The 26,152-nt window shown below is 41.6% G+C and carries 23 protein-coding genes and 1 tRNA gene; 10 read left to right on the top strand and 14 right to left on the bottom strand.

Features of this window, described 5'->3' with window-relative positions; all coding sequences use genetic code 11:
- The first annotated feature begins 118 nt into the window (after positions 1 to 118).
- Positions 119 to 1,024, top strand: a complete 906-nt coding sequence (locus tag BMW98_RS14605; protein WP_338060840.1) for a DMT family transporter — start codon at positions 119 to 121, stop codon at positions 1,022 to 1,024.
- On the top strand, positions 981 to 1,769 hold the full coding sequence (locus tag BMW98_RS14600) for a PhzF family phenazine biosynthesis protein (protein ID WP_162844717.1): 789 nt from the start codon (positions 981 to 983) through the stop codon (positions 1,767 to 1,769). Before BMW98_RS14605 ends, BMW98_RS14600 begins: the two co-directional genes overlap by 44 nt.
- A gap of 50 nt (positions 1,770 to 1,819) precedes the next feature.
- Here BMW98_RS14600 and pulA read toward each other — a convergent pair whose 3' ends face one another.
- The 3 genes from pulA to BMW98_RS14585 all read right to left on the bottom strand — a co-directional run bounded on the left by pulA (position 1,820) and on the right by BMW98_RS14585 (position 6,181).
- Positions 1,820 to 3,817 (bottom strand): type I pullulanase, encoded by a 1,998-nt coding sequence (gene pulA / locus BMW98_RS14595; protein ID WP_222843649.1) that lies wholly within the window; start codon positions 3,815 to 3,817, stop codon positions 1,820 to 1,822.
- Positions 3,818 to 3,827: 10 nt separating this feature from the next.
- Positions 3,828 to 5,117, bottom strand: a complete 1,290-nt coding sequence (locus BMW98_RS14590; protein WP_090259317.1) for an MFS transporter — start codon at positions 5,115 to 5,117, stop codon at positions 3,828 to 3,830.
- Between the two features lie 152 nt (positions 5,118 to 5,269).
- Positions 5,270 to 6,181 (bottom strand): hypothetical protein, encoded by a 912-nt coding sequence (locus BMW98_RS14585; RefSeq protein WP_090259316.1) that lies wholly within the window; start codon positions 6,179 to 6,181, stop codon positions 5,270 to 5,272.
- A 100-nt stretch (positions 6,182 to 6,281) separates the two neighbouring features.
- Here BMW98_RS14585 and BMW98_RS14580 point away from each other — a divergent pair, with 100 nt between their 5' ends.
- Positions 6,282 to 6,878: a methyltransferase domain-containing protein gene (locus BMW98_RS14580; protein WP_245733601.1), complete on the top strand. Its 597-nt coding sequence runs from the start codon at positions 6,282 to 6,284 to the stop codon at positions 6,876 to 6,878.
- Here the strand turns inward: BMW98_RS14580 and BMW98_RS14575 are convergent.
- Together BMW98_RS14575 and apaG are read right to left on the bottom strand one after the other, a co-directional pair.
- Entirely contained in the window at positions 6,867 to 7,634 is a 768-nt protein-coding gene (locus tag BMW98_RS14575; RefSeq protein WP_162844718.1) for an O-methyltransferase, read from the bottom strand. The genes BMW98_RS14580 and BMW98_RS14575 overlap by 12 nt on opposite strands.
- Positions 7,635 to 7,820: 186 nt before the next feature.
- Positions 7,821 to 8,207, bottom strand: a complete 387-nt coding sequence (gene apaG / locus BMW98_RS14570; RefSeq protein WP_090259480.1) for a Co2+/Mg2+ efflux protein ApaG — start codon at positions 8,205 to 8,207, stop codon at positions 7,821 to 7,823.
- Between the two features lie 74 nt (positions 8,208 to 8,281).
- Here apaG and ung point away from each other — a divergent pair, with 74 nt between their 5' ends.
- A complete protein-coding gene (ung, locus tag BMW98_RS14565; RefSeq protein ID WP_090259314.1) occupies positions 8,282 to 8,944 on the top strand; it encodes a uracil-DNA glycosylase in 663 nt (220 codons plus the stop codon).
- Here ung and BMW98_RS14560 read toward each other — a convergent pair whose 3' ends face one another.
- The 8 genes from BMW98_RS14560 to BMW98_RS14525 all read right to left on the bottom strand — a co-directional run bounded on the left by BMW98_RS14560 (position 8,945) and on the right by BMW98_RS14525 (position 16,044).
- On the bottom strand, positions 8,945 to 10,099 hold the full coding sequence (locus BMW98_RS14560) for a 6-bladed beta-propeller (RefSeq protein ID WP_090259313.1): 1,155 nt from the start codon (positions 10,097 to 10,099) through the stop codon (positions 8,945 to 8,947).
- Between the two features lie 100 nt (positions 10,100 to 10,199).
- On the bottom strand, positions 10,200 to 10,916 hold the full coding sequence (dapB, locus tag BMW98_RS14555; RefSeq protein WP_090259312.1) for a 4-hydroxy-tetrahydrodipicolinate reductase: 717 nt from the start codon (positions 10,914 to 10,916) through the stop codon (positions 10,200 to 10,202).
- On the bottom strand, positions 10,913 to 11,482 hold the full coding sequence (locus tag BMW98_RS14550) for a DUF5683 domain-containing protein (RefSeq protein ID WP_090259311.1): 570 nt from the start codon (positions 11,480 to 11,482) through the stop codon (positions 10,913 to 10,915). Before BMW98_RS14550 ends, dapB begins: the two co-directional genes overlap by 4 nt.
- Positions 11,482 to 12,399, bottom strand: coding sequence for a ParB/RepB/Spo0J family partition protein (locus tag BMW98_RS14545; protein ID WP_090259310.1), 918 nt, complete (start codon positions 12,397 to 12,399; stop codon positions 11,482 to 11,484). The genes BMW98_RS14550 and BMW98_RS14545 overlap by 1 nt, the downstream gene beginning before the upstream one ends.
- Positions 12,400 to 12,411: 12 nt before the next feature.
- On the bottom strand, positions 12,412 to 13,179 hold the full coding sequence (locus tag BMW98_RS14540) for a ParA family protein (RefSeq protein ID WP_090259309.1): 768 nt from the start codon (positions 13,177 to 13,179) through the stop codon (positions 12,412 to 12,414).
- A gap of 3 nt (positions 13,180 to 13,182) precedes the next feature.
- Entirely contained in the window at positions 13,183 to 13,863 is a 681-nt protein-coding gene (locus BMW98_RS14535; RefSeq protein WP_090259308.1) for a metal-dependent hydrolase, read from the bottom strand.
- 256 nt (positions 13,864 to 14,119) lie between these two features.
- On the bottom strand, positions 14,120 to 15,079 hold the full coding sequence (locus tag BMW98_RS20345; RefSeq protein ID WP_121505249.1) for a hypothetical protein: 960 nt from the start codon (positions 15,077 to 15,079) through the stop codon (positions 14,120 to 14,122).
- Positions 15,076 to 16,044 carry a vWA domain-containing protein gene (locus tag BMW98_RS14525; protein WP_090259306.1) on the bottom strand — a complete coding sequence of 323 codons (969 nt, stop codon included), beginning with the start codon at positions 16,042 to 16,044 and terminating at the stop codon, positions 15,076 to 15,078. Before BMW98_RS14525 ends, BMW98_RS20345 begins: the two co-directional genes overlap by 4 nt.
- A 480-nt stretch (positions 16,045 to 16,524) precedes the next feature.
- On the opposite strand from BMW98_RS14525, the gene BMW98_RS14520 reads away from it, so the two are divergent.
- The 6 genes from BMW98_RS14520 (at position 16,525) to BMW98_RS14495 (ending at position 25,869) form a co-directional block, all read left to right on the top strand.
- Positions 16,525 to 21,786, top strand: coding sequence for a PAS domain S-box protein (locus tag BMW98_RS14520; protein WP_170836519.1), 5,262 nt, complete (start codon positions 16,525 to 16,527; stop codon positions 21,784 to 21,786).
- Positions 21,783 to 22,442 carry a response regulator gene (locus tag BMW98_RS14515; protein ID WP_090259304.1) on the top strand — a complete coding sequence of 220 codons (660 nt, stop codon included), beginning with the start codon at positions 21,783 to 21,785 and terminating at the stop codon, positions 22,440 to 22,442. Before BMW98_RS14520 ends, BMW98_RS14515 begins: the two co-directional genes overlap by 4 nt.
- 283 nt (positions 22,443 to 22,725) lie before the next feature.
- On the top strand, positions 22,726 to 23,184 hold the full coding sequence (locus tag BMW98_RS14510; protein WP_090259303.1) for a hypothetical protein: 459 nt from the start codon (positions 22,726 to 22,728) through the stop codon (positions 23,182 to 23,184).
- Positions 23,185 to 23,195: 11 nt separating this feature from the next.
- Positions 23,196 to 23,807, top strand: a complete 612-nt coding sequence (locus BMW98_RS14505) for a hypothetical protein (protein ID WP_139177587.1) — start codon at positions 23,196 to 23,198, stop codon at positions 23,805 to 23,807.
- A gap of 231 nt (positions 23,808 to 24,038) precedes the next feature.
- Positions 24,039 to 24,500 carry a hypothetical protein gene (locus BMW98_RS14500; RefSeq protein WP_090259301.1) on the top strand — a complete coding sequence of 154 codons (462 nt, stop codon included), beginning with the start codon at positions 24,039 to 24,041 and terminating at the stop codon, positions 24,498 to 24,500.
- 46 nt (positions 24,501 to 24,546) lie between these two features.
- Complete coding sequence (locus tag BMW98_RS14495) at positions 24,547 to 25,869, top strand: GAF domain-containing sensor histidine kinase (RefSeq protein WP_090259300.1); 1,323 nt, start codon at positions 24,547 to 24,549, stop codon at positions 25,867 to 25,869.
- Positions 25,870 to 25,970: 101 nt separating this feature from the next.
- Here BMW98_RS14495 and BMW98_RS14490 read toward each other — a convergent pair.
- Positions 25,971 to 26,049, bottom strand: a tRNA-Arg gene (locus BMW98_RS14490).
- Positions 26,050 to 26,152: the final 103 nt, after the last annotated feature.

Genomic DNA, 26,152 nt, shown 5'->3' with positions numbered 1-26,152 from the left:
AAGCGAGTATTATTCACCATTTAGTTCAAAAATGAAAAGAATCAATCCTTTATTAGGTGAAAACTAGTCAATCGATAGCAGCTTTAAGCTAAGAAATGGAGGCTTAAAAGAATAAAATGTGCCAAATTCGCGCATGCTTTCAAAAGGGGTACTTTATATGCTTTTGGCAACATTCATTTTCGCGGTAATGAATGTGCTGGTGAAGTACGTAGACAATATTCCCGCCATAGAAATTATCCTCTTCCGTTCGATCGTTTCTTTTGTTATGTCGGGCGTTACATTAAAAATGAAGAGTGTTCCTCTTTTGGGTAAAAACAAGCCTATATTGTTTATTCGTGGCCTTGCAGGAGCATTAGCCCTCATGATGTTCTTCACTACTTTACAGGAGATTCCTCTGGCCAGTGCGGTAACTATTATGTTCCTTGGGCCAATCTTCACAGCAATGCTAGGCGTTTGGATTGTAAAAGAGAAAGTATATCCACTTCAGTGGGTGTTTTTTGCGCTTTCTTTCGCTGGAATTTTAATGATAAAGGGCTTCGATACTCGGGTAACTCCATTTATGGCGCTGCTTGGCGTTGGCGCTGCATTCTTTTCAGGCGTAGCCTATAATATGATCAGAAAGCTCAAAACCAGTGAACATCCGCTGGTTATTATTTTCTATTTTCCTTTAGTTACTCTGCCAATAGTTGGTACGTATTCCTATTTCAATTGGGTGATGCCACAAGGGTGGGAGTGGCTTTTGCTTATAGCCATTGGCGTGCTTACCCAGTTTGCCCAATATTTTATGACACTTTCTTACCAGAGTGAGTCGCTATCGAAAGTAGCCAATATCAATTTTGTGGGAATCATCTATGCACTGGGTTTTGGCTATGTGTTGTTTGGAGAAACCTTTAATTTGCTCACCTATTTGGGTATGACAGCCGTAATGTTGGGCGTGGTGCTCAATGTGGTTTACAAAAACAAACAGGAAAAGCAGGAAAATGAAGCTCTATCAGATCGACTCGTTCACAAAGGAAAAGTTTAAGGGAAACCCGGCAGCGGTTTGCATTGTGGAGAGAGCACTTACCGAGCAACAAATGCAGTTGCTGGCCATGGAAATGAATCTTTCCGAAACAGCCTATGTGAAAATTGGAGAGGATTACTGTGACTTGCGCTGGTTTACGCCTGCTGCAGAAGTGCCGCTATGTGGGCATGCAACCTTGGCCACAGCCTATGTTTTGTTTGAAGAAGGATATTGGCCGAAGGAAAAAAACATTCAGTTCAATACGCTGAGCGGCCCACTTTATGTGAGTTATGTGGACGGCATGCTGTCGATGAATTTTCCGGCCAATAAGCCACAGGCTAAACCAGAATTGGTTGATGAAATGAATAGCTTGTTTGGTGTCGATTTGGAGCAAGTGCTTACGGTGCCTGGTGAAATGATATTTGTCTTTAAATCGGAAGAGGCGCTTTTAGACTTTGATCCCGAAGAACAAAAAGTGGCTAAGCTTGCAAAGAATGGATTGATCACCTCGGCTAAATCTGAATCGGCTAACTTCAATTTTGTATCGCGTTATTTTGCTCCGAACCTAGGAATAAAGGAAGACCCTGTTACTGGGTTTATGCATACCATTCTTACATCTTACTGGGCTGAAGTGCTTGATCAGTCCAAGTTCAATGCTCGACAAGCCTCGGCACGTGGTGGGCAAATGCAAACGGAATTAAAAGGAGATAGGGTAGTGCTTAAAGGTCATGCCGTTTCGGTTTTTCAAACCGAGATAGCCATTTGATATTGAATTAAGTCAAGACCTCGCTCTGAGCGAGGCCTTGATATTGTTTATTAATCTTTCTTTAAAATGTAAGCTGTGATTCCTGGAACGGTTAAGGTTTTCGAGCTAAGCTTTCTAAGCCCTTTTTCCGATACTTTTGAGCCATCGGCCACTAGCGTCCAATTACCGGCTGGTAAACTGATGGTCTTGTTCGTGTCAGCGCCATTGAGCAATACCAGAATTTCTTCCCACTGATCGCCATTGGCATTGTTTTTCAGTCTATAACCAATAAAATTGTCGCCTGCATAGTCTAAGAATTCAAGGTTTGATTGAATGTCTTTGGTGCTGGTCATTCTAAAGGCAGGGTGCGCTTTTCGTAAGGCGATTATTCCTTTATAGTATTCGTAAACCTCTTTATACTGTGCTTTTCTCGACCAGTCTATTTGGTTGATAGCATCTGGTGATTCATATGAGTTTTCTACACCATCTTTGCTGCGTAGCATTTCCATACCAGCATGAATAAATGGCACGCCTTGGGAGGTCAGTACAATGGTTTCGGCCAGCTTGTGCATTTTAATGCGATCGGCCTCTGAAGCATCAGGGCGAGAAAGCAAAAGCTTGTCCCACAGCGTATTATTGTCGTGGCAAGAAACATAGCTAATGGTTTGGTAAGGCTCTGCGGCCCACGGTGCATTGGAGTAGTTAACCGAGTCGTAATTAACTTGGGGATGCTGTGTAGACGCTACAATGCCAAACTTTATGCTTTCTTTCAAGCCTGTGGTTTGGCTGACAAAACCGCCTTCTTTTTCTTCGAAAACGCTACCTTTTAGACCATCTCTCAGGTCATCGCTAAAGGCGGCTACTTGTTCTAGTTTATAGGTGTTTGCTTTCAGTGCTTGTTCTTCTTGCGGAAGCGGAGAGCTGCCGGCAGTCCAGCCTTCACCATAAACAAAAATGCTTGGGTCAATTTCGCGGAGCGTTCGGCTCACCTCGTTCATGGTTTCAATATCGTGAATACCCATTAAATCGAAACGGAAGCCGTCTAGGTGATATTCCTTTGCCCAATAGGCTACTGATTCGATGATGTATTTGCGCATCATTGCGCGTTCTGAGGCGGTTTCATTTCCACATGCTGAAGCATCAGAAAAACCACCTTCGGCATTTTGACGGTAGTAGTAGTCAGGGACCAGCTGGTTGAAATTGGAATCTTCTGTTTGCCCGGTATGGTTGTACACTACATCTAGAATTACGCGGATGCCATTTTCGTGCAGCGTTTTTACCATTTGTTTGAACTCCTTAATACGTACAGCCCCATCGTATGGATTGGTTGAAAAACTGCCTTCAGGCACGTTGTAGTTCAGCGGATCATACCCCCAATTGTATTGAGGCTCATCAAGCTTGGTTTCGTCAATTGAGCGATGATCGAATGTAGGCAGTAAATGCACATGCGTTACGCCTAGGTCTTTGATATGATCGAGCCCAGTGGAAAGGCCTTCTGGACTTTTAGTGCCGGTCTCAACAAGCCCTGCATATTTGCCCTTTTGGGTTATTCCAGAATTTGGAGAAATGCTCACATCCCGAATTTGAAGCTCGTAAATAATAATGTCATTGTAATTGGCTAGAGCTGGTTTTTGGTCTTCTTCCCAGCCCTCAGGGTTGGTGTTCTTTAAGTCGATGATCATTGAACGTTGACCATTTACACCAACCGCAACAGCATATAAATCGGGCTTTTCTTGCAGCCATTGGCCGTTTTGCTGTACCTGATAGGTGTAGTATTCTCCAGCATGGTCTCCCTTCAGTTTGTAAGACCAAACCCCTTGCTTGTCGCGCTTCATCTTGAATTCATCAATTAAGTTGTCGCCATCGCCTTTTTCGTAAAGCTTAACCTTTACACTTTGAGCGGCAGGTGACCAAATTTTGAGCTGTGTTGATGCTGGCGTATATGTCATGCCTAAATCATTACCATCATAAATGGGGTAATCTTCTAGCGTTTCATATTTTGGGGTAGTGTTACAAGCCATGGCCATAAATAGCAGGGTTAAACCTAATATAGTTTTGAATGCTTTCATTTTCATAATGCTATGCCTTCTCGGCTATAATTTCCTTTTCGATTGATTTACTTTCTTTCACAAGTGTCCAGAGCAGTGCTGAAACACCAAGACATACGGCACTGATAATAAATATGCTATTCTTATTCGGTTGTGCATCTATAAAGCGGCCAAGGGTAGATGACATGAGTTGGGGAATAACTACAGATAAGTTGAAAAGCCCCATAAATAAACCCATTTTTCGCTGGTTTACAGTTTCAGACATAATGGCGAAGGGCAGGCTTACAACAGCAGCCCAGCCAATACCAACAACTGCCATTAGTACAAAAAGTGCTGTTTGACTATGCCCGAAAAAGATAATGAGCAAATAACCAACGGCCATTAAGGCAATGCATACGGTGTGGGTTTTAACCCTGCCGATTTTCTTAGTAATAGGTTCTAAAACTAGGGCAGGCAGTATAAAGCCAACTGTGTTGAGTATGGCGAATGAAATACCTGTGATGAATCCGATCTCATCGTTTTGAGCTTGCGATACCGTTTCGGTGGTGCCAAAGCCCATAATGTTTTCCTTTATAAAAGAGAAAGTGTAAATGAACATGGTTTGTACACCAACCCATGTAAAGGCGTGGGCAAAACAGATTTTTAAAAACTTGGGCAGGTTCGTTTCCGTGTTACCTGCTTTTACTTCCCCCTCTTCTGTTTCGTCTAATTTTTTTGGTTCGCTTATGAATAGGGTAGGGAATACCGAGAAAATGAATACGAGAATAGCTCCCAAATAAATAAGGGTGTAGTTGCTTACAAAAGCACCAATAAGGTAGGCCACAACACCAAAAAAACCAGAAATGGTTTGCATCCAAGTGTAACCCTTGGTGCGTATGGTTCCTTCCGGAGTAACATCTGCAATTAGCGATCGGGTAGGGTTAAAGCTAATGTTGATGGCCAGGTCCAGAGAAAGGGCTACTGCTATTGCTACGCCAATTACTTCTTCAAACCCGAGGGCATCGCTTATAACTCCAATATTTGGCAGGGCAAGTAACATGAGGGCAGCAATCACACCGCCTATTAAAATGAAGGGTCTTCTTCTTCCGCCCCAAAACCAGACATTATCGCTTATTAGTCCAATAATCACTTGGCCAAGTATACCAGCGACTGGACCCGCCAACCACACAAAGCCGATTTCTTTAAGATTAAAGCCAAATTTGGAGTTGAGAATCCAGCTTAGGGCGGCAATTTGAACGGATAACGCAAAGCCCATGGCTGTTGCTGGTAAACTCAACGTTGCAAAAAACGATGGGCTTAAATTCTTCTGATAGGAGAGCATTTCGTAGGGTTATGAATTAACGCCTTTGAAGTTACTGCTTTCCTATCCAATCTGAAATGCGAACGTTTGCATTAGGGGTGGTTCATGGTTCTGTGTTCAAAGTTTAACAAGTTGGTTGAATGAACTCACCTGTTAACTAATGACTAATTAGCCTACTTTACATTAAAGCTAGTGCGGCCAATTTCGTAGGTGTCGGACCAGATGATGATTTTATGGTCGCCTTTTTCGAATTCAGAGCCTTTGTCGTAAACAAAGCTAAGGGCTTGTTTAGAGTTGTCGAACACAATTTCTTGCATAGCGGTGTAGAAGAACTCCTTTCCATCGATTTGGAACGAACCAGAGCCTCTTGCTACATCAAAAATAACGTTGCCTGCCGGGTCAATCACCTGAATCATAATTTGATGACCTGCGACAGGCGCCACATCGTTTTCGGCTAGGTTAAAGGTGACTTTTACTTTTTCTGCTTGTCGGCTACGGAAATCGCCTTCACGTTCTTTGCCTCTGCTGTTTATGTTGTAGAAGCTGATATTCTCGGCTTTCAATTTGGCTGCGAGTGAAATTTGTTGCTGCAATTCTTGTTGCTTTTGCTCCGCTTTATTGATGGTTGCATTCAACTCATTCTGCTCTTCCTTCAATACATTGTTTTCTGAAAGCAGTTTTGTGTTAAGCTCTTTCAATTCGGCTATTTCTTCATCTTTGGCAACAAGCAATTCTTGGTAGCCTGTTACTTTTCTGTCGAGGCGCTGAATAAGCGCTTTGTTGGCCCTTCTGGTTCTTTGTAATTGGTCGCGTTGAGAGGTGATTGAGTCTTTTAACACAACCAAAGAGTCAATGTCCCCACCCAATTTTGAGATTTCCAGAATGCGATCGTTCAATTGTGTTGAAATGCTATCAAGTTGATTGCCTAATCTGAGCTTTGTTTCTTCATACTCTGTTTGCAAAGCTGCTTTGGCCGTATAATCCATGTAGATTTTGGCACCGGCACCTAGGGCAATCACCACAATGGCAACGATTAAGATAATTCTGATTTGATCTCTTTTCTTATTTTCGGGCGTCTCTGTCATTTCAAAATTTAGTTGAGCCAGTAATATAACGTGGCCGAGATTGAATATGGGGCGAAGTACTAAAACTTTTTCTAATTATTCAACGTTTGGAAAACGCTTTATGATGAACGAATTAGATGAGAAATTCTGGTCGGGTAGGTATTTGAATGAAACTACCGGATGGGATATTGGCTATGTATCTACTCCTTTAAAGGAATATATTGATCAGCTCGAAGATAAGAGTCTGCACATATTAATTCCTGGGGCAGGCAATGCTTACGAAGCCGAATATTTATGGAACAATGGGTTTATAAACGTGACTGTGGTTGATTTGGCGGCCGAACCATTGAGTAATTTGAAGGTACGCGTACCTGATTTTCCAACAGAACAGCTGATTAAAGCCGATTTCTTTGCCTACCAAGGTGCTTTTGATTTAATACTTGAACAGACTTTTTTCTGTGCGCTGAACCCTGTGTTTAGGCCGGCTTATGTGCAGCAAATACTTGGATTGTTAAAGCCGAAGGGCAGGCTAGTGGGCTTGCTGTTCAATATTCCCCTAAATGAGAATGAACCACCTTTTGGAGGGAGTAAAGATGAATATGAAACGCTCTTCAATCCTTATTTTGATATTGAAACAATGGAGGAGGCGCATAATTCAATTCCACCACGAGCCGGTAATGAGCTTTTTATTAAGCTGACTCCCAAGTCAGAATTTTAGGATGTAATGCTCGTTTGGAAGCTCGGGGTCCAGAAAGAGTATGCCTGCTTCAAAAAGGTCGAGCGATAGACTAACTTCAGGTCTTTGTCTTAGTTCATCCCATGCGCGTTGCATTTCTTTGGACCAATGAATGTCGTCTAAAACGATTACGGATTTATCATGGCACTTTTCCAGAGATAGGTCAAAGTACTTTAGTGTTGGCTCGTAGCGATGGTTGGCATCCAAGTAGGCTAAGTCTATTCTGGCCATCCGAGGTAAAACTTCCTGATAAGTATCATCAATATTCCCTTGGATGAGCTCAATATTACTACGCTTGCACTCATCGAAATTTTGCTGAGCAAGCTTGGCTATTGATGGATCTCCTTCGAAGGTGAAAACCTTTGTTCTTGTGTTAGCAGAGAGATACAGCGTGTTTAATCCGAGCGAAGTACCGAGTTCAACCACGGTTTCCAGTTTTATGTAATCGATTAATTCGCGCAAGAAAACCGAGAAGCTGGAGGGTGTACTGGCATGCCTGGCAATTTGGCTTATGTTTCTTTCTTTACTGTTTGAAACGCGCGACCCGGCACCAAAATCCTGCAGGGTGATTGATTCGGTGTTTTGCTTAAGCTTGTCCCTTAAAGACTCAATCTGCTCATCAACTTTGTGTTCTTGCTTAATCAATTCATTGTAGAACCTGAACAAAAAAGGTGAGTGTAGCGAATGGTCGTCTACTTGGCGTAACCAATAGTTAATGTAAGCTAGTAATTGAAACAAGGCGTTTTTTGAATAAGGTGTGAAGTAAAGCACTTAGCCAGTTATTACCTAGCATGAGCAAAAGGACTTTTGTTGAAAAGTATTAAATCACGATTGTGGATGTCTTCAGCAGAAGGTTTTTGGTGAGGACACCAAAACTGGCGCTACCCATCATCAAAACTCCTAGAAATGTAATAGGGGTAATAATCAATTAAACAAGTAAGGCACAACCATGGTGAATTCTGGTATGGCCACCTCGAATTGCTTACCATCTACAACTTTTTCCATAAGGTAAGTGCCGTACATTTTGCCATAGCCCGAACGTAGGTTACAGCCAGAAACATACTGGTGTTTTTCGCCCGGCTCGAGTATCGGCTGTTGGCCAACCACACCTTCGCCTTCTACTTCGCGTACAGTGTTGTTTGCATCGTGAATAAACCAATGCCTACGATGTAGTTTGATGGTGTAGTCACCATCGTTTTCTATTGTAATTTTGTAGGTAAACACATAGTGATATTGTGCCGGACTTGAGTACTCCGGTTGGTAGTTGGTCTCTACACTGACTTTAATTCCCGCGGTAATGGCAGTTACTATCACTAGTGGTTCTTTTCTGTGATTTAAAGTTATAGATTAGTTTGAAATATACTAGACCTGAAAACGAAAATTGAATGACCGTTAAAATTGAGGAAAGCTGGCAGAATGTATTGAAGGAAGAGTTCGAAAAGCCTTATTTCAATGCCTTGACAGACTTTGTGAAAAGTGAGTATAGCAAGCATACCATATATCCAAAGGGTAAAGATATTTTTCGTGCCTTTGATAAATGTTCATTCGATAAGGTAAAAGTGGTGATTCTTGGACAAGACCCTTACCATGGGCCAGGCCAAGCCAATGGCCTTTGTTTTTCCGTGCATGAAGGAGTGCCTTTTCCGCCTTCATTGGTCAATATTTTCAAAGAAATAAAAGAGGATTTGGGTAAGGATATGCCGCCAAATGGTTCGCTCGATCGCTGGGCCGAACAAGGCGTTTTGTTACTTAATGCCACGCTTACCGTGCGGGCGCACCAAGCAGGTTCGCACCAAAACAAGGGCTGGGAAACCTTTACCGATGCAGTAGTGCAAAAGCTAGCTACCGAAAAGCAGGGGTTGGTTTACATGCTCTGGGGAAGCTATGCCCAGAAAAAGGCTAGCATAGTAAATAAGCAAGAAAACTTGGTGCTGAAATCGCCACACCCATCACCGCTGTCGGCTTATAGAGGTTTTTTTGGTAGCAAGCACTTTAGCGAAGCTAATGCTTACCTTAAAGAATTGGGTAAAGAGGAGGTTGAGTGGTGATTAGTCGGGAACTTTAAACTTAATTCTCAGAAGGACAGGGTTTTCTGAAAAAGCAAAGTCTTCGTACTTCAATCCACCGGCAATGCTGTATTGATCCTCACCTAGGTTTTCTAGAAACTCTTCTACATCATAGGCTTGTAGAGATGTTGTGAGTCTATCGTTTTCCCATTCCAAAAAGTATAGGTTAAAATTCTCTCCGTCTTCTTTTCGGGTATCCAAACGGTAAAATTTACCTGATTTTCTATCAATCAGTCCTTTGTCGTCTTTGGTAACGGTGTATTTATAAGTGGTAAGAACATATTGCTCATTTACCTTAGAAAGAACTTCCCATACTTTAGCTTCTTCTCGCCAAATTTCGTGGAAGGCTAATTTCATTTTCGATCTAGCATTAGGGTTATTCCATGTCCAATCTTCGCCAAAGTCAAATCTCATCAAGGGTATAGGCTTATTTTCTTTAATAAAGAAAATGGAATCGCTTAACCGTTTCTTCCAAATCAGTTGTTGGTTGATGTAACTGAATCTATTTCCCATGTTTACGGGAAAGGGATGAGGGTTAGGCCGAGGTGAAGCAAAACTCAAGTCTTTGAGATTTTTATCTAGAAACATTAGTTCATAATTCGATCTTTTGGCTTTGGATCTATCTAACATCTGAACTACATATCCGTGATTGTATGGAGTTAAACTTCCGCCCCAGATTTCTTCAGGATAATTTACAGGTGTTGTTTTAAGGTAGGTTCCCTGTAAATTGAAAGTTAGAACTGACCGAGACAGACTACTGAATAGTTTTATCTTATTATTTTCTACCCAAACAGATGCGACCAAATTTCGGTATTCTTCAGGGCCTTCTCCAAACCTGTTAATGGTGTTCAGGTACTTGCCAGCTTTGTTAAAGAGTTGTACCTGATTATTCTTTCTGTCTATTATTCCAATGCCATTTGGTGTGGGGAAGTACGCTTCAACCCGGCTTAGTAATGATTGTTCAGTTTCTTCTAAAGGAATAATTTCCACATGTTCAATAAACTCAAAGAAATCATGCCTCTTACCATGAATGTCGATTTGATAATGCTGAAAGTTATTCTCCTGAGCATTGATGTTCTTGCAAATGGAAAGCGCAAGAATAATAAAAAGGGTTTTAGGGGGGATAGGATAGGGCATGCCGTGTGTTTAATTTTTATATGATAATGAGTATCTATTAAAAACACAAAACCCACAGAGTTGTCTGTGGGTTTTGGTGATTTCTTGTTGAAGTTGCGTTTTACTGATCGATAAAATCGCTCATTTGCTTTACACCTTTTTGGTGTGTAAGCCACTGTGCTACTGCTATAGCGCCACGGGCAAAGCCTTCGCGAGAGTGGGCCGTATGCGTAATATCTATAGAATCGACTGTTGAAGAATAAGTGACTTGGTGCGTGCCTGGGGTAGGGTCAATGCGCTCTGAAATGATCTCTAGCTCTTCGGCTTTATCACTTTCATTATTCACCCATTTTGTCTTTCTGCCTAAGTTATTGATAATGCCTTCGGCAATGGTAATAGATGTACCGCTTGGCGAGTCAAGTTTTTGGGTATGATGTATTTCTTTAGAGGTAACTGCGTATTGTTCTTGGCTGTTCATTAGCTTGGCCAATTGCTCGTTCAGCTTAAAGAAAAGGTTTACGCCAATACTAAAGTTAGAAGCGTACAAATAGGTGCCATGATTTTTAAGACAGTAATTATCTACCGCTTCTTTTTGCTCTAGCCAGCCAGTAGTGCCAACTGCTACAGGTATTCCTTGGTCAATACACCATTTTATATTTTCTACGGCTGCACTTGGTTGGCTAAAGTCAATGGCTACATCAGCTTCGTTGCGGGTAATGCTTTTCAACTCATCTCTGTTGTCAATGTGGATTTTGCCCACAATTGTATGTCCATCTTCAGTGGCCAGTTTATCGATCAACTGACCCATTTTGCCGTATCCTAAAAGTAATATTCTCATTTGCCTATTGGGAGTGTAATGCCCATACCTATGTATGGCGTTCCGTTGCTAATAACGCCAACTTTAGGTTTTATGTTCAGTGCAAGGTTTTCGTCTACATTAAAACCTTTTAAGTGCGCATCAACCGATGCGTCTATAATCTGCAGCGCATAAATGCCCACAGTTGTCAGTATCACCAAGTCGCGGTTTTTGCGCCATGTGTCTGCCCTGCGGCTGTAGACCCTTACAAAATCTTCGTTAGGGTCGTCCTTTGCTATCTCTTCGTTATAAAGGTCTAAGTATTCGTGGTATAAATCGTTATTGAAGTCTATGTAATAAGCGGCTACACCAAACCCACCGTACAGAATGGGTACTTTCCACCAACTGTCGTTATAAATTTGCCCCCAGCCGGGGATGATCGCAGAGCGCTTAGTGGCTACTTTGGGATCGTAGTATTTTTGATTTTTGCTTGGTTTTACTACTTCACCACCAACAAAACCTCTATTGGTTTGTAGGGTGTCACCAGTTTGAGCCCAAGCAGTAGTTGCAAGGGCAGTTAGTAAAATAGCAGAAAATAAAAAGCGCATTATAAATCGATAATCTCCAAAATTCTGTTCAAGTCTTCAGTAGAAACGAACGGAATTTTGATCTCGCCACGGTACTGCGAGTCGGTTTTTATGCCTACTCTGGTGCCGAAGTGAGAAGATAGCTTTTGCTCTACTTGTTGTACCTCGTAAGAGCGGTGAGAGCTAGAGCCTTTTGGTTCTGGTTTTTCCTTCGTTTCAGTCGACTTGGACATCAAATCGCGTACCAATTGCTCTACTTTTCTTACAGAAAGTTCCTCATTTACAGCTTTGTTGTAAATGTGCAGCTGCTTATCTACATCTTCAATATTAATGATGGCACGAGCATGCCCCATTGAAATCTTTTTATCGCGAATACCAGCCTGAATAGCAGGAGGGAGCTTTAGCAAACGCAAATAGTTATTAACCGTAGTACGGTTTTTACCCACGCGCTCACCTAATTGCTCTTGCTTTAGGTCACACTCTTCCAGCAAACGCTGGTAACTCAAGGCAATTTCAATGGCATCAAGGTTCTCACGCTGAATGTTTTCAATCAGCGCCATTTCCAGCATTTGCTGGTCATCGGCTGTGCGGATGTAAGCGGGAATAGTTTCTAAGCCCGCCAGTTTTGAAGCCTGAAACCTTCTTTCCCCTGAGATTAACTGGTATTCGTTTTCGCTTAGTTTTCGAACAGTAATCGGCTGAATGATTCCCTGAACCTTAATGGATTCAGAAAGTTCTTCAAGCGCTGTTCTGTCAAAGTGAATACGTGGCTGAAAAGGGTTTACCTGGATTTGATCCAAGCGAATTTCATTTATAGAACCAACAGCAGCACCTGAAAAAGTGCTTTCTTTCTCCGATGATGGGGAAGAGTCCTCCAAAAGTGCTCCTAATCCTCTACCTAATGCGTTCTTCTTTTTTGGAGTTTTTGCTGCTGCCATGCTATAGTATTCTTATGCTTTTACTTTGTCGCCAATTTCTTTAGCCAAGTTTAAGTACGCCAATGCTCCTTTACTTTCTGCATCGTGTACAATTACTGGGGCACCAAAACTTGGCGACTCACTTAATTTTACGTTTCGAGGGATGATGGTTTCAAAAACCATGTTTTTGAAGTGCGTGTGTACTTCTTCTACCACCTGATTAGACAAGCGCAGACGTACGTCATACATTGTTAGTAGTATCCCTTCAATTTCAAGCCCCGAATTTAAGCGTTTTTGAATTATGGTAATTGTATTAAGCAATTTTCCGAGCCCTTCGAGTGCAAAATATTCACATTGAACCGGAATGATTACTGAATTTGAAGCTGTTAGGGCGTTAATAGTAATTAAACCTAGCGAAGGAGCACAGTCGATTAGAATAAAATCGTAATTGTCTTGCACGCTATTGAGTACTTCGCGCATTTTCTCCTCACGATTATTCAGGCTTACCATTTCTACTTCGGCACCTACTAAGTTGATGTGAGAAGGAACCAGAGTAAGGGAAGGTAGGTCCGTTTCGAGCAAGCACTCGTCAATGGTGCATTTACCTACCATACATTCGTAAATACTATTGGTTACCTCTCTTGGGTTGTGCCCCAAGCCCGAGGTTGTATTTGCCTGCGGGTCGGCATCCACTACAAGTGTTTTGTATTCTAGCACGGCCAAACTGGCGGCTAGGTTCATAGCGGTTGTTGTTTTACCAACTCCACCTTTTTGATTTGCTATTGCAATTATTTTGCCCATGTGTTACAGTGAAAGTGATTCTCCTATGGTAGGGAGTTTTAGTTGAGTATTTGCTGCTTTAGCCAAGGCCTGAGCCTCTGTGTGGTCTATGGCAACATATGGAAAAGTGTCGAAGTGTACACCAATAATATTATCGCATTTAATCATTTTGCTGGCTTTCATGGCATCTGCTACGCCCATGGTAAAGTTGTCGCCAACTGGTAAGATCGCAAAGTTTAAGTCGAATTCTTCGCCAATCAACTCCATGTCTTTAGTTAAAGCGGTATCGCCCGCATAGTAAAAGCATCCCTCTTCGTTTTGAACAACAATGCCTGCCGGATTTCCGCCATAGCTACCATCGGGCATTGAGCTTGAATGTACTGCATTTACCAATTTTACTGTACCAAAATCGAAAGTCCAACTGCCACCGTGATTCATAGGGTGGTTGCGTTCTAAGCCTTTATTGCCAAACCAACTTGCTACTTCGAAAGTAGATATAATGGTTGCTTCAGATTGGTTGTAAATGGTTTCTACATCGGCCACGTGGTCGCCATGACCGTGGCTAAGCAAGATGTAATCGGGCTTTATGCTCGAAATATCTATGTCTTTTGCCTTTTCATTTGGGCTGATAAATGGGTCGAAAAGTAGCTTTTTGCCCATTGTTTCAATTAAAAATGAAGAGTGTCCGTAGTAAGTAAATTGCATAAGTTGAGATGATTTTTTACTTGCCGATAAGTACAAAGATATAAGAATCACTCAAAGATATTGCATGAGATTTGATCTCTAATCAACATGTATTTATTAAGCTTTCATTAGCAGTTGAGTGGCAGTTCTTTGCTGATGAAAAAGGGTATGCACCAGAAATAGATTATGTGAGTGGTTATAAATTTTGAAGTTAAAAAAGGCTAAGGCTTTAGGAGTTTGTTTACATCGTTTCCTAAAGCCCTCTTTCGTTTCATTTCTACCAATCTGGTTTGTCAGATTCTTTTGGCTTGGAAGCTTTGCGCTTTTTCTGCTGAACGTATTGGATCTCGTTGTTTTTCATGGCCTCCAGAATCATTTGGGCTTTTTCCAGCGGAATATTCATTTCCTTCAGCTTGTCCATTAGCTTTTGCATAGGGTCATCCTCTTTAGGTTGTTCCTCTTGCTCAGGATCTTGCTGCTGCTCGTTTTTGTCTTTTTGATCCTTCTGATCTTGTTCTTGCTGCTGCTCCTGCTGCTCTTGTTCCTGTTGTTCGTCCTGCTGTTGCTCGTTTTTCTGATCTTGCTTTTGGTCTTTGTCTTTTTGTTCCTGGTCCTGCTGCTGTTGTTCGTCTTGTTTCTGATCCTGTTTTTGGTCTTGTTGCTCCTGCTGATCTTGCTGTTGCTTTAGCTTCTTCAACAATTCATAGTTGTAGCGCGCTTGCTCGTTGCCTGGGTTCTTAATTAGTGCGTTCTTAAAGTTAGATAGCGCAGACTGCATAAACGATTCTTTCTCGTCTGGCGACTGCTCTCCACGTTTGTAAGCAATAATGCCCAGCTGATTATGCGCCATAGAGGCAATGGACTTATTGGCTGACTCTGTTACTTTTTTGTAGCTATTATCGGCCAGGGTGAAAAACTCAAGCTCTGAACTAATGGCGTTCAGCGAAGCGCTGTCTTGAACTTTCTTTTTGCCTGAAGTTATGTCGCTAAGCAAACCCATGTTGTCTCCATCGTAAGAGAGTAGGTAGGCTGCATTGGCGAGGTTTAGACGTGCTTTATCGTCAGGAACTTGTAGAGAGTCTAACAACAGCTTGTAGTTTTCTACTGCCGTATGATAATGGCCTTCTTCATAAGCGTTTTCGGCTAAGCGCTTGTATTTATTCGACTTGGCAATTTTAGTAACCGGGTCTGTATTAATTCCTGCAAAAAGTAATACTATGCTTAGTAAGTACTTCATATTCTTAGTGTCTTTCTTCTAATTAACGCATCGAGTGCCAAAAGTATTAGGGCACCCAATAGGAAAAAGTAAAACTTGTTGGCCGAAGCATCGATCATGCGTGCATCACGCACTTCGCCTTCTACTTCATTAATCGCTCTGATCAATCGGCTTACATCGTTTTGCTCTTTGTTTATTTCAAAATACTTGCCACCAGTATCAACAGCAAGTTTTCTGAGCGATTTTGAGTTTAGTTTGGTTACCACCTCATTGCCTTCTCTGTCGCGCTTAAACCCGCGTGCTTGGCGAATTTTTGAGCCAGCTTCGGTGCCAACGCCAAGTGTGAATAGCTGAATCCCTGATTTCACAACTTTTTTGGCCGATTCATCAGTTTCGTCACCAAAGTCTTCGCCATCGCTTACCATTAAAATTATCTGTGCTTTTTGCTGGGTTACGGGCGCTTCGGTTTGCTCCATTTTCTCAAGCGCAATATTTAGCGGTGCGCCAAAATCTGTACCTGCATTTGGTACTAAGCTGGTGTTTAACGTGCTAATAAAAAGGTTTAGAGCACTTTGATCGTAAGTTAGTGGGCATTGCACAAATGCTTCTGAAGAGAAGATGATGAGTCCAATTCTATCAGAACTAAATGCCTCTACTATTTTAGAGAGCTCAAACTTTACCTTCTCTAGCCTAGTTGGCGCAATGTCGAATGCATTCATAGACTGTGATAAGTCTACTGCAATAAAAATATCTTTGCCTTCGGACTTTACTTCCTTGGTGGTTTCGCCAAAAGAAGGCCCAAGTAGTGCGATGATCATTAAAACAATGGCACTTGTGCGCAAGAATATCTTAAAGAAGAGCGGACGAAACGAGGTGTTCAGTCGCTTAGATATACGCAACAGTCTTATGATATATACCGCATATGCTACTAAAAACAGCGCGATAAAGATGATTTCTGTATTTCCTAAACTTTTAAACCAGGTCATTTCTCTCGGTTACTAACCCACAAATATAAACATCCACTAAACTTTTGGGTGTCCGTTCATCAATCCTTACGGAAAGATGCCGTTAAAGATTGTTAATCTGATGGAAATCATCACCTACGTGTTTCACCTATTTAGGTAAGTTGGTAAATAACGGTGTTCAATAGTTGTTGGGGTAAGTACCTTTGAATAAAGGTTTTACTTGAATTCCAATTGGTGATTAAGGTATTACAGTGTGAAAATTGTTTTGGTTTAAAGGCTTTCCATACGGGAAAGCCTTTTTCATAAAATAACTAGAGAATTTCTCATTATATTAATATCGATTGTTGTCCTTTTGTTTTTAGTGTATGGGTAAAGTCCAATTAAGAATTTCAAACCATTTCTAACTGGTGATTTAATATGAAGTTGATCCGTTTGTTACATGTTGAGTGCGATCAAAAGAGTGCTGAATCTTTTTCAGTGTCGCTCGATAAAATCGTTTCAATGGAGTTTGAACATGTTCAGGTGGATTCGTTGGAGATGGCACAGCGCGCAATGGAAACGGCATCTTTCGATGTAGTTTTTTTCAATGTAGAACAGCAGTGTAATGAGGGGGTACACGGAATAAGCGAGCTTAAATCGTTAAACGCAAGTTTGAACATTATAGCAATAGTTAACGAGGAGAATTTCGATAAAGGAAATGAGGCCATTCGTTTAGGAGCTCAAGACTATTTGGTTACCCAAGAATTAACACCATATGCTATAAGTAAAAGTATTTTGTGTGCTGCCGAAAGACGGGCACTGTACAATAAACTAGATGAGCAAAAGAACGAACTCCTAAAACTGTCTTTGGCAATAGAGCAGTCTACCAATGCCATAATCATAACGAACAGGGCGAGCGAAATTTTATATGTCAACAAGTACTTTGAAAAGTTGATGGGCTATAGCAGGGTGGAGATTGTGAATAGCCCTGTTAGAATGCTTACTGCTGAGGAGAATGCTAAGGAGTTGGTTGAAGAAATCATTGGTGTGGTTTCAAGTGGTGGGGTTTGGAAGAAAACAATCAGGAATAGAAGAAAGAATGGAACTCAGCTTTGGATGAAAACCAAAGTGAGTGGTATTAAAGATGAATTAGGTAAGGTAATTTATTACCTGTTGTCTTCAGAAGATGTAACGGAGAAAAGGCGTCAGGAAGAAGAAATTCTTGCTCAAAAGTCTCGCTTGGAGACCGCTCAACGCATATCGAGTTTAGGGTACTGGGAGTACTACTTCGAAGATGATGAATATTTCTGGTCAGAGCAGTTGTACGACCTATTAGAGTACCCGGTTGATGAGGGATTGCCCAGCTTTAGCAGTGTAGTTTTCGAAGAGGATGCTACCTATGTGGCCGAGCAATTTGAGAGACTTAAAAGTAAGCCCGGAAAAGCAAGACTCGAGCATAGGGTGTACACCGGAAAAGGGAAGGTTAAGTTTGTAGAGTCTTATTGGGAGTGTTTTGCTGATGATTCGGGTAAGCCTTGCAGGTTACTGGGTGTGCTTCATGATATTACGCCCCTGCAGGAGTCTCAGTCCGCTTTACAGTCCACAGTAGAAAAATTGCGCGAAGTGCAACGGGTGGCTAGGTTTGGTGCATGGAATTGGAATGTGGGAGAAGAGTTTGGGGAGTGGAGCGAAGAGTTGTATGGGCTTTTTCAAACAACCCCAGATAAGCATAAGCCTACTTTTGATGCTTGGATGAGTTTTATTCATGCCGAAGATAAAGCACGAGTAATGGCCGAGTTGGAGGGTGCTATGAAATCTCGGAACCAAAAACTGGCAGATTATAGAATAGTGGTTGGCTCTGGAAAGCTGCTTTATGTTGAAGATAACTGGAAGATTGTTAGAGATAAGAATGGTGCTCCTACAAGGATTTATGGTGTAATACACGATGTTACAGAACGTAAGCTCTTGGAGCTGGAAAGGCAACAGTCTTCCGAAAAACTAAGGGCTATTGTTGCCTCTCTCGATGATCACCTGTTTGTAATAGATGCCGAAAATAGGTTTAAGGAGTTTTTTGTAGGGTCAGATAAAAGCATATTGTTGACTGATCCGGCAGAGTTTATCGGGAAACGCGTTAGTCAAGTGCTTCCTCCTGAGGTTGCTAGCCAATTAGTGAAAGCGGTAGGTGGCTTAAAAGAAACCGGAGATATTCAGAGCTTTGATTATGAGTTGGAGATAAACGATCAGTTGATGTGGTTTAACTGCCGACTAACTCCTTTAAAACCAGAAGGGCCTTTTGAAGGGGTGACAGCTTTGGTAAGGAACATTACCGAAATGAAAAAGGCGGCCCTCGCATTGGCGGAAAGTGAGGAGCGATTTAAAATCCAGTCTGAATTTTTACCCCATATTCTGTGGACTGCAGATAATCGTGGGCAAATAAAGTACATAAATGGCAGGGGTAGAGATTTCTATGGTACTGATGTAAGCAAGGTTGTTAATGGTGATTGGGATGGAATTATTCATCCAGATGATCGAGAAAAATCGGAACGACTTTGGAATGATGCGATTAAAGGCAAAAAGAGTTACGAGATAACGGAGCGCCATAAAAATAGCGATGGAGAGTATAAATGGTTGACGGTAACGGCTAACCCATTACTCGATAAAAATAAAGAAGTAATTTATTGGATTGGTACTTCTACCGATGTGGATGCTAAGGTGAGGGCTAGGGTCGAAAATCAAGACCTTGTAAAGAAGCTTGATGCACGTGTTCGCGAAGCGGCCTGTCTTTACAAAATAGCGCACCTTACCCAAACAGATATCACCACGCTTGATGAGTTGCTTGAAAAAGTGGTTCAGATCATACCTTCTGGCTTTGAGAACGAAAAAGAGACTTTCGCACGAATTGACTATAAGAAAAAGGTATATGAAAATAAGCCACACAGTTTTAGGAATTCCATTACCATGGAGCTTAAAATTGATAATAATGTGGTGGGGAGTGTAAAAGTATCGGCTCCTACCAAATCGGAAGACGGAAACAGAATAACCTTTAATAGAATAGAGGTTAATATGCTCCGGACCATTCAGGAGAACATAGTGCTACTGATTAGAAACTTTGAAGGAACTAAAGAGATTATTGAAAATGAAAAACGACTTTCGGCCATTTTCGATAATGCGGTAGTGGGCATTGGCTTGCTTAAAATGGGCAAGTTTATAGAGTGCAATGCTACCATGCTGGATTTGTTCAAGCTAGATCGGAAAGAGTTTATTGGTAAAAGGCCTGTTTCGCTTTCTCCAAAGTATCAGGTCGATGGTCGTGAGTCAGCTAAGTTGTTTGGTCAGTACATGAATGACTTGGAAGAGATGCACTCTATGCATTTTGGTTGGCAGTTTCATACCAGAGGAGCAGGGGTAATCGAGGCCGAAATTCACCTGAGTACTGTGGTGATAAAGAATGAGCCGGTTGCTATGATTTTTGTGCGAGATGTTACTGATGAAAAGGCTGCCCAGCAAGCCCTCAGAGCTAGTGAAGAAGAGTATCGAAACATCTTCCAAAATATGCAAGAGGGTTATATGCTCAGAGATTTTGATGGAAACATGCTTTCGTTAAATCCAGCCGGGGCTAATATCCTAGGTTTTGATAGTGCAGAGGATGCTGTTGGTGTAAAGATTCAGGATTATATAGTGGATCAAGAAGAGGTTGTTCGCTCCAACGATTTGCTTATGAAGGATGGTGTGGTACAGGAGAGTCTTGTCTTAATAAAAACTAACAAAGGTGATACTAAGGTCCTCGAGTTCAACAAGCGGTTAATTACCAATGAGGCAGAGCCATGGCTTGTTGAAAGCACTTTCCGAGATGTAACGAATGGTCAGCAGATGAAAAGCTATATGGAGTCTAGCATTAGGCTTTATGAATATGCCGACTTGGGTTATGACGAACTTTGTAGGGTAGGAATGACAGAGCTAATGTCAATGACCAACTCTAAAAAGGTGGGCTTTTATGAAAACCGAAATGCTGATCCGGTTGCAAGTATTCGTGTGCTCAATGTTGATCATGGTCAGTTAGAAATAATCGGAACAGGAGCTTACGGTAAAGGAGGTGGACTGAAATCTTTTCCTAAAGCGCTTAGCAAACCTCGGATAATTAACGATAAAGCAAAGGCGCCTGTAGCCTTGCAAAATATGTTGGCTACAGGGTATAGTGAGTATGAGCGCATGTTGTACGTGCCAATATTTGAGCATGCCAAGGTTTGTGGGTTTATAAGTATTACCGATAAGGGGAGTAACTATACCGAGCTGGAAAAAGAGCTTGTTGTTAATTATGTGAACCTGTTCTATTCCCTTCTGACAAAAAATGCGATTAAGCAAGCGCATGAAGAGGCCTTGGATGTATTGGAGCAATCTCAGCAAGTAGGGAGGCTAGGTGCATGGCGCTACGACTTTGATAAAGACGAGATTTGGTGGAGCGATATGATGTACGAGATCTTTGGGTTAACCAAAGGGCGAACAATTCCTAAGAAAGAATTTTTGGCTTATGTGTACCCTGAGGATAGGGAAGAGGTAGAACGAAAAGTGCTCGAGATTGGGAAAGAAGGTAGCTTTGAGCAAGAACATCGCATAGTTAATACTTTGGGGGAGATTCGTTATCTATTTGTACGAGCCAAATTAATAAGAGAAGCAGGGAAGAAGGGTGTGGTACTTGGTGTTTCTCAAGACATAACAGAAACAAAGTTGAATCAGCTGTTGATTCGTGAGAAGTCCGAGCAGTTTCAAAATATTGTAGAGTCTTTGCCTGGGGTGGTGTTTAGGTTAGAGTTACCATCTGTTAAAATGCGCTACGTTAGCGACTCATATGAGGAGATGTTTGGCTATAAGAAGGAGGAGATTTTGCGCAAATGCTCCAAAGACTACCTTAAGAAAATCGTACATCCGCAAGACTATGAACTCGTGCGGGCAAAGTTGGCGGAAATTGTAGCCAACAAAACCTCATTTACCTTAACAATGCGTATGGTTACGCGCAAGGGAGATGTTATGTGGACCTTTAATAAGGGAAAGGTTGTTCGGCAAGAAAATGGAAGAGTGATTTTGGAGGGCTTTGTGTATGATGTAACCGAAAGAGTGAAGTCCGAAGAGCGTATAATTAATGCCATGATGGAGGCCTCGGATGCTGAAAAAGCAAGAATATCTAAAGAGATTCATGATAGTTTGCAGCAAACACTTACCATAGCCTCGCTCAACTTGGAGTTTGTTAAGAGGGAGAAAGGTGTTTTGAGTGAGCGCGTGCAAGCTAAGCTGGAAACTGGCTGGGAGTACCTCAAAAAGTCGCTAAATGATTCTAGGGGGATAGCGCATAGGTTAATGCCAAAGGCTATTGAAGACTTTGGGTTAGTGCCTGTGTTGCAAGACTTGGTGAGTGACTTAAGTGCGAGCGGGGATGTAGAGTTTGAGTTTGTAACTAACATGAGGGAGCATAGGTTGAAAATACCTATTGAGAATAATTTGTATAAAATGGTGCAAGAGGCTACTAATAATATTTTAAAGCATGCTAAGGCTTCTTCTGTGGTTATACAGTATTTAAAAACCGGAGACACCATTCAGCTTACCGTAGAAGATGATGGTGTAGGCTTTAGTGAGGTGAATACAATAGATGCTGATTCCGGCTTTGGTTTGGCTAGTATGAAAAATAGGGCTTCAAATATATCAGCAAGTTTGTATATTGATAGTCAACCAGGGCATGGTACAACCGTAATGGTTGAATTCCCCTTTTCTCAAGAAATATTATTGATATGAGTGAAATTAAAGTGTTTTTAGTTGATGATCATAAAATGATTCGTGACGCTATCGATTCTTATCTGGAAGATGATGGGCGTTTTACGGTGGTTGGTCAGGCCAACCATGGTCAGGAAGCACTTAATATGATTAAAGCAGGCGCTGACTTTGATGTGCTGCTTACCGATATAGTAATGCCCTCTATGGATGGTATTGAATTAGTAAAGCAGCTAAAAGAAGAAGGGTTAAGTGTTAAGATAGTCGCGCTTACTATGCTCAGTGAAACACAGCATATCAAGAAAATGCTCAATTATGGTGTTAATGGCTACGTTTTAAAGTCAGCTTCGCAAGAAGAGATAGTAAAAGCCATATTGGAGGTTTATGAAGGTAGAAACTATTACAGCCCTGAGGTAACCAATACCATAATGGATCATTTGCGAGGCGGTAAACAAACTAAAAGCGCTGTTTCGCTCGATATTCCACTTACAAAAAGAGAAAAGGAAGTACTCCATTTAATTATTAAAGAGTTTTCCAATGGGGAAATTGCCGAAAAACTCTTCATTTCGGTAAGAACTGTAGAAGCCCATAAAAGAAACTTACTTGAAAAAACTGGTCATAAAAATATGGCAGGCTTAGCAATATGGGCGCTGGAAAAGCGCCTGTTCGATGATATTTAGTGTTTAAACACTTGGTAGAAGACCCAATGGCTGTGCTGTTGGGCTTTTTTTGTTTTGGAGTCTCCTGCTTTTGGTGCTTTCCTTATTGCTCAAATACCTAGTGTTATAGGTTAATTACCTACTGGCCAACTAGGTGAATTTTCTACTGCTTTCCACTAGCACTTTTACTGGTTTTTGTGTGTGAAATGCCGCTTTTTTTATAGCCGTGTTCTCCTCACCTATACGAGCTTTTTCATGAGCAACTTTGGTATGTGAACAAAGAACTTCATCAAACACTAAAATCATGAAAAAGCTAATTATTTCCGCAGCCCTAATGTTATGTGCGAACTGGGCATTCTCACAATCTTATTACTACAGAAATCAAAGTCCTAAGAATGTTTCTTTTCAGGTGGCGCCAACTGTAGCTAATTACGATAACAGCATGTTAATCGGTGCTAGTATAGGCGTAAATGTCAACGAGCGTTTCAATCTAAGTTACTTCCATACCCGCGACTACGATTTCTCAGAAACTTATATGGATAACCGATGGGCAGGGCTGTATGCTGCTATGGTATTCCCGATAAACGATTGTTTCGACCTTGGTCCGGCTGTAAGGCTCAATACCTTCAATGGTGAATGGAAGAAGGTTTTTGTCGGGGCAGAGCTCAGGGTAGATCTAGGTTGGAACACCAAGCTGGGTTTTGAATATGGGATGGGTGAAAAGGCCGGTGGCAGCTTAAAGTTGATTTGGAATATTTACTAAACGCTGCTGTCATGAAAAATCTAAAACTCGGATTAATCTTAATGGCAATATTGACTTTGCTAAGTCTGGTATCGTGTAGCGATTTGTATGTGGTGCCAGAGCAAGAGTATAGAATCGCAGCCGGAGCACATGAAAGTAAGCTTGTTGGAGGCTGGCCTACTGATAAAATGAGAACGCTTAAGCAGTCGGAACTGACATTCACCGCCAGATTTGACGGTTCGGCTAGGTACGACTTAGGAAACAAGAATCAAGACGACATAAATAAACTGATGGGCTTTTCAGAAGCTAATAAAACGCATCACGACTACAGTATCCGCTTTGGTTGGCGGTACAATCAAGAGAGGGATATGGTAGAAATATTTGGCTACCAGTATCTGGCGGGCAAGCGCAAGTTTGTGTCGATAACAAATGTGCCCATAGGCGAAACGGTTACTTATAGTATAGCAATGTTTGAAAATGAGTTTTTGATGAGTGTGGGGAGCGAGGCAAGAATTACCATGGAAAGAGGTGTTGAGGACAAGTTGGGTGTTTACTACTTGCTCTACCCATACTTTGGCGGAAACGAAGCCGCTCCGCACGATATAAGCATTTATATAAAAGAGATGTTCAGCAACGCTGAATAAAGGTCAAGCCAGTAATGGTTTTGGTGTTGTTCAATAAAGAGGCATTCGTTAGGGTGTCTCTTTCTTTTTTCAACCCAGGCCGATAACTACCTCACAATATTTATTTAGTAAAAGCCTTTTGCGCTATCGCCTAGGCTTCTAAGTGTAACGCTTAGAAATGCAATTCCGAATTCTGCTTAAGAATCCATGTAAGTAGTTATATAATTTAGCTAATGAACAATAACTAAAACCATGAAGGTGTATTTTACCATACTATTAATGATTCTTGGGGTGGCTAATCTTAGCGCCCAATCCTTCTATAAACAAAGGAATCAGCGTAGTGCAATGTCGGTTACTGCCTCAAGTTTTACCACCCGTTCAATCAGGGGGTGGAAAACAGGCGTATCGGCCGGTATTGGCTATAAAGATAGAATGGAGGTTAGCTACTACTATCTTTCTTCAGTAGGAGAAGTTACCGCAAGCAAAGTGCACCATGGTGGAAATGTATCTTACATTTTCAATCCTTACAAAAAGTTTCAGGTGCTGGCAGGTTTAAATCTTGGGCTATTCGACAATCAGTTCGTTGCCTTGCTGCCAGAATTATCAATGCGTTGGAATGTAAATCAAAGAGTAGCCATTCAGTCTGGTGTTAGCCGAAGTGATGGTTACCCTTTCTTTAGCCTAAAGGCAAATGTAAAACTGATTTCGTTCTAACGATTTGTGTGTGTGAATTAAGAAAAGCGTGTGAAATTTTAAGAAGATGATCGAAGCAACACCTACAACTAACGAATTGGAGAGAATCCAAGCATTACAAGCTTATCAAATCCTTGATACAAAACCTGAGAAGGAATTTGATGAAATAACTCAGTTGGCCGCCAATATTTGCGAAACCAATATGGCCGCCATTACATTAATTGATATAGAACGGCAGTGGTTTAAGTCTGTGTTGGGCTTGAATGCTACCGAGACATCGCGCAGTGTGTCTTTTTGTGGGCATGCCATCCATGCACCAGAGTCGGTTATGGTGGTGGCAGACACCTCGGACGATGAGCGTTTTAAAGATAATCCATTAGTTGTTGAGGGGCCAGAAATTAAGAGCTATGCCGGTGCACCAATCGTAGATCGAAATGGAAGAGCTTTGGGAGTGCTTTGTGTTTTCGATTCCAATAAGAAGGACTTTTCGGAAGCTCAGCTATCTTCCTTGCAGTCACTCTCACACTTGGTGATGAATCAATTGCAGTCGCGCCTAATGTATAACGACCTGTCTGGCTTTCTTAAGCTGCAATCGAAAGATCTTAAGTATAAAGTAGAGTACACGGGTAAAAAAGAGATTTCCGCCAAGCAGAAGGAAATAGATGGCTTAAAAGCCAAGTTGAAAGCATTGGAGGAGAGCGAAAAGGCAACCAAGTTGCTACTTAATAGTACCGTGAAGGAGTTGAAAGAAACCGTGGAGGTAACTGTTGAGGCGACTGGTAAGCTTGAGGAGCTGAACAAGCATATGCCGCTTGGGGTGTCTCAGTCTATTTCTTTAAGCTCTAACCTTTCAAAAATCAAGCACTCGCTTTTGGGGTTAAAAAGAGTGGCAGAAAATGCCGGAATCTACGAGCAAGTTCAGAACGATGAATTGCCAGAAGGTGGTAATGTGGAAGCTATGAATTTCCTAGAAGAGATCAGCACGGATGACTTTAGTCAACTGAACAAAAATAAAAGGGTGAGTTTTTGCATAGATAATCCCGCCTTGATTCTAGAGAAGCCAATTCAATTGGTCAAGACTATTATGGATGTGTTGGTGTATAATGCCTTGGCTTACAGTAATTTTTCTTCTGAGGTGAAAATCGACTGTAAGGAGACCGAAGATAAGGTTGTGTTTAGGGTGAAAGATATTGGGGTCGGGATACCAGAGGAAGAGCAAAAGAAGATTTTTGAGCCATTTTTCAGGGCTTCTAATGTGAGTATTTCGAAAGGACTTGGTGTAGGACTAAGTATTGCAAAGATAGTTACGGACAAGCTAGGTGGTGAGCTTAGTTTTGAGAGTAAGGAAGGCGAAGGAGCAACATTTAAGCTTGTGCTACCAAAAAAATAGGGTGTTGTTACACGTTTAGTGTGAAGAAAGGGCATGGCGAGAGTCATGCCTTTTTTAATGAAAAAAGCCTCAACATTTCTGCTGAGGCTTTCCATTTGGTCTGGGTGATCCGCTCAGGACTCGAACCTGAAACCTACTGCTTAGAAGGCAGTTGCTCTATCCAGTTGAGCTAGCAGACCAACGTGCTTTTGTAAAAGCGAGTGCAAATATACGGAAAATGATTTTTGAACATCAAGTGAACAGCGAAAAAATATTGATGTTTTGTTCTTCTTTTTTTGCTTGA

Source organism: Roseivirga pacifica, assembly GCF_900111145.1.
GTDB classification, from domain to species: Bacteria; Bacteroidota; Bacteroidia; order Cytophagales; family Cyclobacteriaceae; genus Roseivirga; species Roseivirga pacifica.
Note: the sequence above shows the minus strand (reverse complement) of the source record. Positions and strands in the feature narration are given on the sequence as shown.

What these genes read in the sequence shown, in the direction of transcription:
- BMW98_RS14600 (WP_162844717.1), top strand. Translation starts at nt 981, where the DNA reads ATGAAGCTCTATCAGATCGACTCGTTCACAAAGGAAAAGTTTAAGGGA.
- pulA (WP_222843649.1), bottom strand. Translation starts at nt 3,817, where the DNA reads ATGAAAGCATTCAAAACTATATTAGGTTTAACCCTGCTATTTATGGCC.
- BMW98_RS14590 (WP_090259317.1), bottom strand. Translation starts at nt 5,117, where the DNA reads ATGCTCTCCTATCAGAAGAATTTAAGCCCATCGTTTTTTGCAACGTTG.
- BMW98_RS14585 (WP_090259316.1), bottom strand. Translation starts at nt 6,181, where the DNA reads ATGACAGAGACGCCCGAAAATAAGAAAAGAGATCAAATCAGAATTATC.
- BMW98_RS14580 (WP_245733601.1), top strand. Translation starts at nt 6,282, where the DNA reads ATGATGAACGAATTAGATGAGAAATTCTGGTCGGGTAGGTATTTGAAT.
- ung (WP_090259314.1), top strand. Translation starts at nt 8,282, where the DNA reads ATGACCGTTAAAATTGAGGAAAGCTGGCAGAATGTATTGAAGGAAGAG.
- BMW98_RS14560 (WP_090259313.1), bottom strand. Translation starts at nt 10,099, where the DNA reads ATGCCCTATCCTATCCCCCCTAAAACCCTTTTTATTATTCTTGCGCTT.
- dapB (WP_090259312.1), bottom strand. Translation starts at nt 10,916, where the DNA reads ATGAGAATATTACTTTTAGGATACGGCAAAATGGGTCAGTTGATCGAT.
- BMW98_RS14550 (WP_090259311.1), bottom strand. Translation starts at nt 11,482, where the DNA reads ATGCGCTTTTTATTTTCTGCTATTTTACTAACTGCCCTTGCAACTACT.
- BMW98_RS14545 (WP_090259310.1), bottom strand. Translation starts at nt 12,399, where the DNA reads ATGGCAGCAGCAAAAACTCCAAAAAAGAAGAACGCATTAGGTAGAGGA.
- BMW98_RS14540 (WP_090259309.1), bottom strand. Translation starts at nt 13,179, where the DNA reads ATGGGCAAAATAATTGCAATAGCAAATCAAAAAGGTGGAGTTGGTAAA.
- BMW98_RS14535 (WP_090259308.1), bottom strand. Translation starts at nt 13,863, where the DNA reads ATGCAATTTACTTACTACGGACACTCTTCATTTTTAATTGAAACAATG.
- BMW98_RS20345 (WP_121505249.1), bottom strand. Translation starts at nt 15,079, where the DNA reads ATGAAGTACTTACTAAGCATAGTATTACTTTTTGCAGGAATTAATACA.
- BMW98_RS14525 (WP_090259306.1), bottom strand. Translation starts at nt 16,044, where the DNA reads ATGACCTGGTTTAAAAGTTTAGGAAATACAGAAATCATCTTTATCGCG.
- BMW98_RS14520 (WP_170836519.1), top strand. Translation starts at nt 16,525, where the DNA reads ATGGAGTTTGAACATGTTCAGGTGGATTCGTTGGAGATGGCACAGCGC.
- BMW98_RS14515 (WP_090259304.1), top strand. Translation starts at nt 21,783, where the DNA reads ATGAGTGAAATTAAAGTGTTTTTAGTTGATGATCATAAAATGATTCGT.
- BMW98_RS14510 (WP_090259303.1), top strand. Translation starts at nt 22,726, where the DNA reads ATGAAAAAGCTAATTATTTCCGCAGCCCTAATGTTATGTGCGAACTGG.
- BMW98_RS14505 (WP_139177587.1), top strand. Translation starts at nt 23,196, where the DNA reads ATGAAAAATCTAAAACTCGGATTAATCTTAATGGCAATATTGACTTTG.
- BMW98_RS14500 (WP_090259301.1), top strand. Translation starts at nt 24,039, where the DNA reads ATGAAGGTGTATTTTACCATACTATTAATGATTCTTGGGGTGGCTAAT.
- BMW98_RS14495 (WP_090259300.1), top strand. Translation starts at nt 24,547, where the DNA reads ATGATCGAAGCAACACCTACAACTAACGAATTGGAGAGAATCCAAGCA.